8 protein-coding genes are annotated in these 13,509 nt (G+C 34.1%); 2 read left to right on the top strand and 6 right to left on the bottom strand.

Annotated features, from left to right (window positions below; genetic code table 11):
• Window positions 1–110: 110 nt before the first annotated feature.
• From AC9UEH_RS05420 to lysS, 5 genes are all read right to left on the bottom strand, one after another.
• Window positions 111–3,053, bottom strand: coding sequence for a S8 family serine peptidase (locus AC9UEH_RS05420; protein ID WP_509529301.1), 2,943 nt, complete (start codon window positions 3,051–3,053; stop codon window positions 111–113).
• Window positions 3,054–3,246: 193 nt separating this feature from the next.
• Window positions 3,247–4,500, bottom strand: coding sequence for a hypothetical protein (locus AC9UEH_RS05415; RefSeq protein ID WP_509529299.1), 1,254 nt, complete (start codon window positions 4,498–4,500; stop codon window positions 3,247–3,249).
• Between the two features lie 12 nt (window positions 4,501–4,512).
• Window positions 4,513–5,172 carry a hypothetical protein gene (locus AC9UEH_RS05410; protein ID WP_509529297.1) on the bottom strand — a complete coding sequence of 220 codons (660 nt, stop codon included), beginning with the start codon at window positions 5,170–5,172 and terminating at the stop codon, window positions 4,513–4,515.
• A gap of 27 nt (window positions 5,173–5,199) precedes the next feature.
• Window positions 5,200–6,030, bottom strand: a complete 831-nt coding sequence (locus AC9UEH_RS05405; RefSeq protein WP_509529295.1) for a hypothetical protein — start codon at window positions 6,028–6,030, stop codon at window positions 5,200–5,202.
• Window positions 6,031–6,041: 11 nt separating this feature from the next.
• A complete protein-coding gene (lysS, locus tag AC9UEH_RS05400; protein WP_509529292.1) occupies window positions 6,042–7,751 on the bottom strand; it encodes a lysine--tRNA ligase in 1,710 nt (569 codons plus the stop codon).
• 681 nt (window positions 7,752–8,432) lie between these two features.
• Between lysS and lipB the strand changes: the two genes are divergently transcribed.
• Entirely contained in the window at window positions 8,433–9,131 is a 699-nt protein-coding gene (lipB, locus tag AC9UEH_RS05395) for a lipoyl(octanoyl) transferase LipB (RefSeq protein ID WP_509529290.1), read from the top strand.
• 327 nt (window positions 9,132–9,458) lie between these two features.
• On the opposite strand, the gene rnhB is transcribed toward lipB, so the two are convergent.
• Window positions 9,459–10,097, bottom strand: coding sequence for a ribonuclease HII (gene rnhB / locus AC9UEH_RS05390; protein WP_509529288.1), 639 nt, complete (start codon window positions 10,095–10,097; stop codon window positions 9,459–9,461).
• A gap of 198 nt (window positions 10,098–10,295) precedes the next feature.
• Here rnhB and AC9UEH_RS05385 point away from each other — a divergent pair, with 198 nt between their 5' ends.
• A complete protein-coding gene (locus AC9UEH_RS05385; protein ID WP_509529285.1) occupies window positions 10,296–13,502 on the top strand; it encodes a SusC/RagA family TonB-linked outer membrane protein in 3,207 nt (1,068 codons plus the stop codon).
• The last annotated feature ends 7 nt before the right edge of the window (window positions 13,503–13,509 follow it).

Here is a 13,509-nt window from a genome sequence, read left to right as displayed (position 1 = left end):
ATATAAGACCATTTGTGTTTTAAAAGGTTTAATTTGCAACAAAAATTTATGACAATAATAAAAAAGGGAACCCAATTTGAGTTCCCTTTTTTATTACTATTTTACAATGATTATTTATTTAATACAACTTTCTTAATGGTTTTATTGGCTTCATTTTCAATAGAAAGCATGTAAACTCCACTTTGTAAATTTCCAATATTTAACACTTCGGTTGTATTATTTGTTTTTGTTTCCAATACTTCTCTTCCTTGAATATCAAATAGTTTCAATTTAGAAGTGCCAATCGCTTGGGGAATATTGATGTATAAAATATCTTTAGTTGGGTTTGGGTAAACCGTAACATTTGACAAACTATTTGTATCTAATCCTAATGAATTAGTGATGTAACAAATATCAACACTGAAGGAATTCACAACGCCTCCATCGCCGTTATATGGATCTGAAATTCGTAATGTCCATTCCCCATTTGCTGGTAAAGTATTCAGGGTGTTTAATTGTTGATAAGGTGCTATTACTCCAAAAACGGAGGGAATTCCCGAGCAAGCAGGAGCGCCTCCAGTATCGTCCAAAGTACAAGCTATATTATCATTATCTCCACAAGCTTCTTTAAATAAAATTACTACTGGACTTCCAATACTTGCTGGTCCGACAAGAGAAATTGTCATATCTTGAATGTAAGTATGAGTTATATTAAGGTTTACTTTCATATCGCCAATAACATAACCTCCTGTAATTGTTACAGGTACATACGCACTAGAATTTGCAACAGCTGCTATAGTAGCATGTGAAAAATCAGTTGCGGTAAAAATTGCATTTCCACATACTAGCACACCAGTTTTAAAATTGTATACCGTTGCATTACTTGATATTCCAGTTCCGCAATGATTGACAGGTATTACTCTCCAATAATAAACAGTATCTTGCGACAATCCACTTGCTGTAAATCTATTATTAGAAACTGTAGTGTTAAATAAAGTAGTACTAAAATTAGAAACCGTAGCTACTTGTACTGTATACGTTTCAGCATTAAATTGACTATTCCAAATCAAATTTACTGAGGTAGAAAGTCCTGTTTGTAAATTCGTGGGGGCTGTTAAACTTACTGTTTGAAAAGTAGTATTGTATATTTTTAATGATTTATATCTTGTTTCAGTTTCAGTGCCATTATTTCCTATAATTCCTATATTGTATTCTCCAGGAACCACATTAGAAAGTCCAGAAATTGTCATTGTAATCGTTCCATTAGCACTCAATGTAGTGTTGTTAAAAGTAGCCGTTGCTCCAGTAGGTAATCCAACTGGAGAAAAAGTTGTTGTGCCACTTCCACTTTGTTTGTAATTATAGGTATAAACTGCATTTTGATTTGAACACATTGTTAAATCAGAGGAAGTTGGAATAATTGAAAAAGAAGATGTAATACCTGTTATTACTAATGAGTAATTTTGTTTTCCAGTTTGTAATATCCCTTTGTGAGTGATGGTTATTGTATAATCATTATTTGTTGGACTGTCAATTTTGACTTGTTCTACATTATCAACATTATTATCACCAGATTGAATTGCATCACTAGAAGCGAAGCTATTTAATTTCCATGGAAAATAAGTTACCGCATTTTTCTTAATTCTTATATCTAAATCATTTACTAAAGCTGGAGTTGGATCATTAGCTGGAAGAGTTCCATTATTTGCTAATCCAGACGGATCTGTCCAAGTTATTGATGCAATCAATGGTTCTGTACCGCTCGCTTTAACAACAATTGTAGTAGTTTGTCCTTGATTTAAATTCTCTTCTGAAATCCAAGACGTCAATCCGTTTCCAGTAATAGTTTCAGCTGCTTTTTTTGCATTCAATAATCCCCAACCATAAACGGCATCAGGACCTACATTTCCGGCATCATCAGCAGTGTGGCAAGCGAGTCCTTTTAGAGTAGCAGCTTTCATAAAGTTGGTTGTCAAGTTTTTATAATGCTGTTGCAAAAGTAAAAGTGTACCAGTTATATTAGGGGCAGCCATTGAGGTACCCGTCATAGTTGTGGTTGAAGAATCACTAGTGCTATTAGCAGATGTTACGGATGTACCATTGCCAGTAATATCGGGCTTAACTCTATTATCATCACTAGGTCCTTGGCTGCTAGACGTGTTTATTGCTACACTCGTTAATGTCCCGTTTGTTGCTACAACTGCATCTTGAGCATTGGCTACCACCATGTTATTTTTACAAACTTTATTACCTACTAATTTGTCATAACCATAAGCAAGGGGGTCCGGATTAGCATTGCTTAGTCCATCGTTACCAGCGGATACAACTGCTAAATAATAAGGCGAAACATAGGCAATTTCATCCCAATCTTTGGCATCTTGTGTATAAGAACCGATATACCATGCAGGTAAAACAGTTCCAGTTGAACCAGTAATAGGAACTCCATAAGAATGATTAGAAAGTAACATTCCTAATTGAACTTCAGACAACGCTTCTGAATTATCATTGGTCCATTCAAAAGTTCTTGCTGTTGCTAAATAGGCCATACCTTTTGTATTAGCAGCAGCATTAGATGCTATAATTGTTCCTGTAACATGTGTTGAATGTGCAGCATAGGTAGTACTAGTTGGATCATCAACTATTGTAACTCGTCCTGTAAATAAATTGTGGGTACTTCTAACGGTGCCGCCATCCCAAACTCTAGCAACCATACCCTGCCCATTAAGATCAAGACCTAAAGATCCTCCGGTATTTAAATGATTCGCTCGTGTAGATTTAGCTGCATTCGCATTGTTATTGGTAAAATAAATTGGAAAACCATCAGGAGTTAATTTCATTAGCTCACTAATGGAACCATCTTTATGAATTTCACGAATAGGCCAATTATTAATTTTAGCTTTTGCCTCCGCTTTTTGCTTTTCTAAAGTTGTTTTTTGCTTTAATTCAGTCTGTAATTCTTTTATTTTTGATAAATCATAACTGCCAACAATATTAATTACATCTTGTTTTGATTGCGAATAAAAGGAGTTGGAAATTAGTAGAATAAGGAGTATTAAAAAGTAATTTTTTTTCATTTTTGAGTAAAATTGGATTTAAATATTTTTTTAAAATTTATTTATAAGACGAAATATTCATGAAAAATTTAAATATAATGCAATAATACATTTTTTTTGTATAAAAGTATAACAGATTTTGAAAAGAAACCTCACTTTAAAAATATTTTAACAATTGTTATAGTTTTAATATATGTAGGATTTTTGTCAATTTTTATTTTCCCTCAAATCGTGATTTTAAATCAGCGGCTATTTTTTCATAAGAATCAGCATATTGCTTGTCGTCATAACTCAAACGTAGCGATTTGAAATCGGTCAAATATTTATTGGCTTTGCCAAATTCATTAGTCATGATTGTGGCAAAAATCAAATTCTTCAAAATAACGGTTCCAACTTTTTCGTCAATTCTAGCTTTACTGTCATCGTAATTGACTTCTGTCATCATTTTTTCCCAAATTGCGATAGCGTTTGCAATGTCTTTTACTGCATCTTCTTGGTGTTGGGTATAATTTTTATAACCAGAGATTGCAAAATCTCTCGCTTTTTCAACATCATCATATTCTCCTTTTCTATTTTTTACAGAATATAAAATGGCATACCGATTTGCAGTTATATATCCGAATTGATCGTTCAAATAGTTGTTGATATTGGACATAATTGTTTCTATTTCTTGTCTTTCAATATAAATTCGAGTCGGTTTTGAACTCGTAGTTTTTATTTCAAATTCACTAGTTCCTTGGAAAATCCCTGACGATAGATTTTTGCCGTCAACACTTACTTGAAGCATCGTTGGATGTCGGTATTTTGTTACAAATTGAGTCTGTTTGGTGTAAAATTTTTCCTTGGTTTGTGGATTGTAATTTTCAACATTTACAAGTGTTGCAACAGGTTCTACATATTCAAAACCTTTAAAGTCAATTTTAATTTGAATACCGTCCGTTCCATCTCCAAAACTATTTAATTTTATATAGGATTTTGCCAAAGTTTCAGGATTATAAATAATAATATCACCCACGTTTATTGATTCTAATCTTGGAACTGGAGGATCATAATAAACTGGTTTTGGAGGATATTGTAATGTTGGTTTTTTATCAATTAATGCCAATCGCTCTAAAGTTGACATTTTATTAAATTGATCCGACTCCAATTTATAACGTTCTTTTGCTTCTTCAAGTTTAACATTATAGTTTACCATTTCAACTTCCGCAAACCTTTTCTTCGCTTCGGCAATTGTGTTTGGGAAATTTTTAAGATCAGCTTGGTATTGGTCTTCAGCAATTTTTCTGAAAGAACTATCGTCTTTTAGATAAGGTGTAGTTACCTTAACATTGTAATTTTTTACATTTGCTGGCAATGTTTTTTTAGGAAATAGCGTTTGTATAAACGACACATTTATATTTTGAATATTTTGTGCGTTTACGATTCCAAAACTCAAAAACAAGGCTATTATTAGGGTGTTTTTTTTCATTTTACGTTTAAATTAAAAAGTTAAATAACCAAATTTCTCATTGCTTCCAGATTTGGCTCTAACAATGTATTTTCTATCTGAAATTTTTACGATAACCGTGGTATCCAAATCAAAATTTTCATCAAAACCATAGTTATATCGGTACTTTAATTCCAATCCTGTTTCTGGGATTAATGTGGTTGTTACTAAATTTCCACTAGCGTCATAAGTGTCAAAACCTGTAAAACGATCGTCCATTATATAGCGATCAATTTTTGTTTTTTGAGTGTCATTATATAAAATAATAAGTTGGTTATTATTTATAATTGGTAAATACGAAAGGAACGTACCATTGTCATTTGTAGTATTTGGTTCGTCATATTTTATTTCTTTTTTCCATTCTAATTTACCAGTTTCATTGTCTAATTTTCCAAAAACAAAAGCGGTATTGGAATAGAAGTTGTCTTTTTCAAAATTGTAATTCCCTGGCGCTCCCGGAACTGGCGGTTTATTTTTTTGTTGTAAAAACATTTTATCTGCAAACAACCACGTTTTTAATCCGTCAAAAGTGAAATCTTTTAAGTTTAAACCCGGAATTTCACCTGCTTCATTCGCTTCAATATACCTTTTTTGGCCTTTTCCATTGAATTGTGCAGCATAAATTCCTGCAGCAGGAAGACCTCCTCCGTACATTTGAACTCCTTTTGAACCAATTCTGGTTTACAATCCGTGGATATAAAAATCATCCCCATCAAAATGACCTTGGTATTGATATATTTGAAAATCGTTTTCAAATTTCAAGCTCGTTTCTTGCATCGTTGCCGCATTTCCATCCCAAAAATATACTGTTTTGAAAGGTTTCATTTTCGCCAAATCAATTTCTTTTACAACAAATACAGTTCCTTGATTGGAAACAAATAATTTTGGATCTGATTGTGTTTTATTCAAATATTGAGATTCAAAAGCAATTTCTTTAATCACTTTTAAGTCTTTATCTATAAGGGTTACATTGATTTTTTCATTCAATTTTTTATCGAAAGAAAATTGTTTTACAACTGCATAAAACAATTTATTTGGCGATTGAGAGATATAATAAGTGGAGTTTCTTGTTGGCATTGAAGTCACCAAAGCAGGTTTCGTTCTCTCATTGGTTTCCAAATTCACGCGTTGCCAATACAATTCACGTTCCTTAGTTTTACTATTATATTCATCTAGAAAAATGATGTTATTTGTTCCTTTTTCTGGAAACATTTCCAAATGTGTCTGCATAGCAAGTCCCATAACGGGTTGTCCTACACTAAAATCATTTGTTTTTTCCTTGTTCAAATTACTTAATGAATACGAATTTGACATTACAGTTCTATTGAATATCTTATCGTTGTAAATAGAATTTGTTTGATACAATTTAGCATTTAAAGTATAATTGATTTTCGCATCGGTTTCTTTCAAAGAAGGAGAAGCGGTACCCCAAGTTAATGTTTGGGCGTTGATTTTTGCGATTGATAAGCAAACAATTGCGATTACAAGTATTTTGGTTGTTTTGTGGTTCATTTTTTATTTATTTAAATTGCTAATTCTACTATTTTACTATCGCCAACTAATGACACTTTTACCAATCCGTGTTTTGACAAACCTTTCATTGCTGCATCCCATTTTTTGCCGCTCAAATCTGATTTTATTTTCAAAACCCCTAAATCCATTTTGTTGTCATTGGATTTTAATAAGTCGATAATTAATTTTTCTTCTTCTAATAATTCAATTTGGACTTGTTTTTTCTCAGGACGCATCTGTGGAAAAAATAACACTTCTTGAATAGAAGAATTATTGGTCAAAAACATCATCAATCGATCCATTCCAATTCCCAATCCAGATGTTGGTGGCATTCCATATTCCAAAGCACGAAGAAAATCTTCGTCTATAAATTCTGTGGCTTCATCATCTCCTTTTTCGGCTAATTTCAATTGGTGTTCAAAACGTTCTCGTTGGTCAATTGGGTCGTTCAATTCAGAATAGGCATTGGCCACTTCCTTACCGCAAACCATCAATTCAAAACGCTCGGTCAATTCAGGATTGTCACGGTGCGATTTGCACAAAGGCGACATTTCCTTAGGGTAATCAGTAATAAAAGTAGGCTGAATATAATTTCCTTCGCATTTAGATCCAAAAATTTCGTCAATCAATTTTCCTTTACCCATTGTGGCATCCACGTCAATTCCCATTCCTCTCGCCGCATCAAATAACTCTGTTTCTGATTTTCCAGAAATATCAAAACCTGTAAAATGCTTGATAGAATCCGTCATCGTAACTCTTGCGTAAGGCGCTTTGAAGTTCACTTTGTGTTCGCCAAAAATAGCTTCCGAAGTTCCATTTACAGCAACGGCGCAATGTTCCAATAAATTTTCGGTGAATTTCATCATCCAATTGTAGTCTTTATAAGCTACATATATTTCCATTGCCGTAAATTCAGGATTGTGCGTTCGGTCCATTCCTTCATTTCTGAAGTTTTTAGAAAACTCATAAACCCCTTCAAAACCCCCAACAATTAATCTTTTCAAATACAATTCATTCGCAATTCTCATATACAATGGCATGTCTAACGAATTGTGATGCGTCACAAACGGACGTGCCGCAGCACCACCAGGAATAGGTTGCAAAACAGGAGTTTCCACTTCCAAATAACCTTGTTCATTGAAGAAAGAACGCATCGCATTGAACAATTTTGTTCTTTTCACAAACGTTTCTTTCACGTGGTCGTTCACCGTCAAATCCACATAACGACGGCGGTATCTTTGCTCAGGATCCGAAAAAGCATCGTGCGTTTTCCCGTCAGCATCCGTTTTTACTACTGGTAGCGGTTTTAAGGCTTTTGCCAAAACTGTCAATCCATAAATATGCACCGAAATTTCCCCAACTTGTGTTTTGAAAACTGTTCCGCGAATTCCAATAAAATCGCCAATGTCAAGCAGTTTTTTGAAAACCACATTGTACATTGTTTTTTCCTCATCGGTAGAAATATCATCTCTTGAAACATAGATTTGAATACGCCCTTCAGAATCCTTAAGTTCAGCAAATGATGCCTTCCCCATAATTCTTTTCCCCATCAAACGACCTGCTAAAACCACTTCCTTACCTTCAAATTTTTCGAAATCGGCTAAGATTTCGCTTGAAAAAGCGGTAGTTACAAACTCATTTGCAGGATAAGGGTCAATTCCCAAATTGCGTAATTCTTGAAGTGCCTCTCTACGAAGGATTTCTTGCTCGGATAATGCCATTGAATACAGATTTTAAGATTGCAAAGATAATAAAAGATTGTAGATTTCAGATTTTTAGATTTCAGAATTTTTTTTGGAGCTTATTCCAGCTGTCATTCCAAATCCTCGCTAAAAAGCTCGGGATTTTCCCTTCCATCTGGGCTAGGTTTTCCGTCTTGAGAGTAAAATTTATAATTTCGATTTAAATTTAGGAGAATACCTACAAGGTCAAAAAAGACCTTTCAGGATTCCAGTTTGCCTTTGCACCTTTGTTCCTTTACATCTTTGCACCTTAAAAAAAAATACACAATCATATAATCTCAACAAGTATAGTCCCTACGGGACATCTTCACGAATAACAACTCTTTTTTCTACCGACATTTAACTCCTATCGGAGTATATCTCGTAGAGATTATATGTTGGTAAATAAGCAGTTATGAAGTTGGATTTTTGTCCCGTAGGGACTATACATTTTTTAAGCGGACAACAATAAAAATAAATATCTTCTTAAATAAAATCATACTTTAAAACTAAAATGCCCTAGCCCAGATTGCAGTGAAAATCCCTCAAAATTGTGAGGCACGAAGCAATTTTGTGGATTGCAACGGAAAGCTGGAAAAAGCTTCAAAAAATAAATATCTTCGTATCTTTGCAGCTAACAAATAAGTGAACGATGAAAGATTGCTCGTTCCTCGCAATGACATGAACAAAAATATCCAATTTCAAGATTTAGGATTGAAAGATTACAAAGCCACATGGGAATTTCAGGAGGAATTATTCAAGGGAATTGTGGATTTGAAAATCAAGAATAGGAGAGAGGAAATCGATTTGGCGACCCCAAATTATTTTTTGTTTGTTGAACATCCGCACGTTTATACTTTAGGAAAAAGCGGTTCTTTAGAAAATTTGCTATTATCCGAAAAACAATTGGAAGCCAAAGGAACTTCGTTCTACAAAATCAATCGTGGTGGCGATATTACCTATCACGGCCCAGGTCAAATTGTGGGGTATCCTATTTTAGACTTAGATAATTTTTTCACAGACATTCACAAATATTTGCGCTATCTCGAAGAAGCAATCATCCTGACTTTAGCCGAATATAATATAATAGGTGCAAGAAGCGAAGGCGAAACGGGGGTTTGGCTCGGCGTGGGAACACCATTTGCAAGAAAAATTTGTGCCTTGGGAGTTCGTGCTTCTCGTTGGGTTACGATGCATGGATTTGCATTAAATGTCAATGCCGATTTGGGGTATTTTGACAATATTATTCCGTGTGGCATTCGTGGAAAAGCAGTTACTTCTTTGAACGTAGAATTGGGTGTTGAAAAAGTGGACGAACTAGAAGTGAAAGAAAAAATCTTGAAACATTTTTCAGTTTTATTTGGAAGTTGTTTTATTTAACCGCGAGGATAGTTATGAGTTATGAATTATGAGTTATGAGTTTTGAATAAGTGGAATTGTCGATTTCCAAGTCTTTTATCTCTTCGTCTATTATCTTTTTATCTCTTCTTTAACCGCAAAGGGCACAAAGTTTCCGCAAAGAACGCAAGGGAAAAAATATTTTAAATTTTGAATTTTAAATTTTAAATTATTTGAAACGATAATCGCACTTTCGACCTTTGACTTTCGACATTTTTTAGTCTATTATCTTTTTTCTTTTTACATTAAGACTTTCGACTTTCGACTTTCGACATTTTTTTTAGTCTTTCTGTGTTCCCCCTTCGGGGGTTAGGGGGCTAACCGGAACGTCAACCGATGGTATTTAGTCACTCCATATTTTAAAATTGCTTCCCGATGTTCTTTGGTGGGGTAGCCTTTGTTTTGTTTCCAATTGTACATTGGGAATTCCTCATGAATCCTATCCATATATTCGTCTCGATAGGTTTTTGCTAAAACAGAAGCTGCTGCAATGCTCATAAATTTTGAATCGCCTTTAATAATTGAAGTACTTGGAATAGAATTTAGAAATTGTAGTTCTTCTTTGGTGAAAATTTTCCCGATGGCGTTTTTTTGACTTCCTTCTGAAATTAATGGGCGGTTTCCATCTACAATTATATGGTTTGGAATGACATTCAACTTCAAAATGCTCTCTTGCATGGCTTTTAACGAAGCGTTTAAGATATTTATTTCGTCAATAAGTAAAGGTTCTAAATGGGTTACAGAAAATGAAAGTGCTTCACATATTATTATAGATCTAAGAATGGCTCTATTTTTTTCTGAAAGTAGTTTGGAATCGTTGAGTAATACATTGGTAAAATGCTTCGGCAAAATAACAGCAGCAGCAGTAACAGGACCAGCAAGACATCCGCGACCCGCTTCGTCTGTCCCAGCTTCAATACAATTTTCTAAAAAATGACTCCTTAACATTAATTTAATTTTGATAAAAGTATAAAAATACAACATAAAAGATACGACATTTGCATTTTTTTTATCCATAGCTTGATAATAATTTAAGTCTTGTCTAATTAATTTAACACATGTTAAATAACATTTTATGGAATAAAGTTTGTTTTATTAAGAAATTATTAAGAAGTTTGCAGTATAACTAACTCAAATAAAAACAATATGAGATCAAAGTTCAAATGGATTTTTACGCTTTTAATAGCGTTATCAATGCAGCTTTCTTTTGCACAAGAAAAAACTGTTACAGGTGTGGTTTCCGATAATTCAGGGCCTTTACCAGGTGCAAATGTAGTTGTTCAAGGTTCAAAAACCGGAACACAAACTGATGTTGATGGAAAATATTCTATCAAAGCAAAATCGGGAGACATTTTAGTTTTCTCTTTTGTTGGAATGACTGATTCTACTGCAAAAGTAGGTGCTTCAAACACTGTAAATGTAAAAATGCAGGATGGAGTTAAATTAGATGAAGTTATAGTAGGTGCGATGGGGATCAAAAGAACCAAAGACGCTACAGTATCCGCTCAAAAGCAAATTGGTGGTGCTGAGTTAACTCAGGCTAATAACCCGAATGCTGTTTCAGCTTTAGCTGGTAAAGTTTCTGGTTTGACAATTTCAAGTTTAACCAATGGCGTTTCTCCAACCCTTAAAATTGTTTTAAGAGGTTCTAGATCTATTACAGGTAATAACGAAGCGTTAGTGGTTATTGACAATGTAATTTCATCTGCTACTATTTTACAATTACTTCCACCGGATGTTATTGAAAGTGCAAACGTTATAAAAGGGGCTCAAGGAGCAGCTTTATATGGTGCGCAAGGGGTGAATGGTGTAATCATTGTTACCACTAAAAAAGGTTCCAAAACAGAAAAATTAACGGTAGGGTTAAACTCTTCAGTTGATTATGAATCCGTAAATTTTGTTGCCAACAGACAACAAGAGTACGGACAAGGTTGGGCTAATGACCCAGGGTTTAATTTCCCTAATTTGGCTAACGGTAGCCCTGATCCAAGAAACGGTTCAGGATTCGTAACTTTAGAAAATGGTTCTTGGGGACCAGCGTTTACTGACCCAAGATTCGTTGGACAACAAGTTCCAGTTGGATTACCTCAAGCGAATGGTCAAATTTTTATGACAGATTGGAAACCTATTAAAGACAATATCAAACAATTCTACCAAACAGGCGTTACAACGCAAACTGGTTTTGATTTAAATTTTGGTGGTATAAACTCCTACTTAACTTTAGGAGTGAACAAAAGAAGCTCTGGGTATGTTGTTGATGGAGATCAATTAGCTAAAACTTCTTTCAACTTAAGAGCTGGAAAAAGTATAGGTAAATTCAAAATTGATGGTACTGTAAATTATGCTACTCAAACTATTTCTCAAACAAGCAGTGATTTATTAGATGATTTATTGCAAGTAGCTATTAACATTCCTGTTTCTAGATTTGCTAATTCAGGTAACGAAGGACACTGGACGGTATATGCTCAAAATCCTTACTGGATGGCTAAAACGAACAGAAAGGATGATAGAACCGACTTCTTTAACGCTACTGCAGCTTTAGCTTATGAATTCAATAAACATATTAGTGCTAACTATAACGCCAACGTTCAATTGACCTCAAGTAATTCTCAATCTCATGCCGACGGTTGGTTTAATGAAAACCACGTAGTAGACTTTGGAGGTTATAGCTACTATGGTCAATCAGTATATACTTTAGCTGATTTAGGACAATTGAATGCAGCTTCTAGTTTCACTGCTAATCAATCTTTTACTTCAAATATCTATTCTGATTTAATCTTCAATTTCAATTATGATTTAAATCAAGATTTAAACTTGAAATTCAATGTGGGTAATAACATTCAAGACCGTACTTTCAGAATTACTTCTCAAGGAGGGGATAATTTAGACGTTCCTGGTTTCTATCATATTACTAACGTATTGAATCCTTACAGCCCATCTACTTTAGATAACAGATTGGTTCAAACAAGAAGAGTAGCGGGATTTGTTAACGTTGATTTAGATTACAAAAATTATTTATTTTTAAATGCTACTTCAAGAGTAGAGCAATTTTCAGCAGTTAAAAAATCATATTTCTATCCTTCTGTAGGGGTTTCATTTGTTCCAACTAAAGCGTTAGACGGTCTTAAAAATGATGTATTGAACTATTTGAAAGTAAATGCTTCCTACACAAGAGTAGGTAACACAAATGCAGTGGGTGCATATCAAACCAATGATTTAGTAGTACTTTCCTCTGGTTTTCCTTTCGGAAGTTTAGCTTCATTAGCTTACAACTCTGCTCCAACGGATCCAAATATTCGTCCTGAGTTTGTAACCACTACTGAATTTGGTGCTCAAGTGGGTTTATTCAATGATAAAATTAATCTTGAAGCATCTTATTTTATATCCAAAACTTCTGATTTGATAACAAGAGCTACTTCATCTAGTGCTTCCGGTAACTCATCAGTGCTAACCAATATTGGAGATTTAGAAAACAAAGGATTCGAAATTGATTTAGGTTTCACTCCCGTTAAAACTAAAGATTTCAAATGGGATGTAAAAACGAATTACTCAACTACCAAAACTAAAATTATTGCTTTAGCGGCTGGTGCAACTAGCGTCAACTTACTCTCAAATAATGAAGTAGGAATTTTTGCTGAAGTTGGAGAAGAATTCCCTTTAATTAAAGGTACTGCTTTTGTGAGAGATCCAAATGGTAACATCGTGGTCAATGCAAACGGAACTCCTCAAAAAACATCTACTTTTGAAAAATTAGGAAAAGGTACTCCAGATTACATCATAGGTTTTACAAATTCATTTGATTACAAAGGAATAAAACTTACTGTAGTTGGTGATTATAGAACTGGTGCTTCTGCTTATTCGGAAGCTAAAAGACTGTTGTTATTTACAGGGGGTGATTTTGAAACTGCTGGTTTCGATAGAACACTTGGATATGTTGTCCCAAATTCTGTTCAAGCTTCAGGAACAGGTTTTGTAGCCAATACTACTCCAGCCTTAGGACCTAATTATGCAAGTGTAATAAACTATTTCACCACAACGTATAGAACTACAGGTGAAGCCAACGTGGTTGATGCTGCTGCCTTGAAAATTCGAGAAATTTCTTTAAGTTATTCTCTCCCAAAAACAATAACGGACAAATTGGGTTTACAATCTTTCAGATTGGGTATTAATGCTCGTAATCCTTTTGTATTCTTGGCGGATGGAACTTTCTTAAAACCTAAAAATGGTGGAGCAAACAATGGATATTTTGATCCAGAAGCTTCTTATTCTGGCGGAAATGCGCAAGGATATGCTAATGTTGGACAATATCCAACAACTAGAACATTTGGAGCTAGTATTAATTTAACTTTTTAATTTTAAT

Origin of the sequence: Flavobacterium sp., assembly GCF_040402835.1 — a bacterium.
Taxonomy (GTDB): Bacteria; Bacteroidota; Bacteroidia; order Flavobacteriales; family Flavobacteriaceae; genus Flavobacterium.
This window is presented reverse-complemented; position numbering and strand designations above follow the sequence as displayed.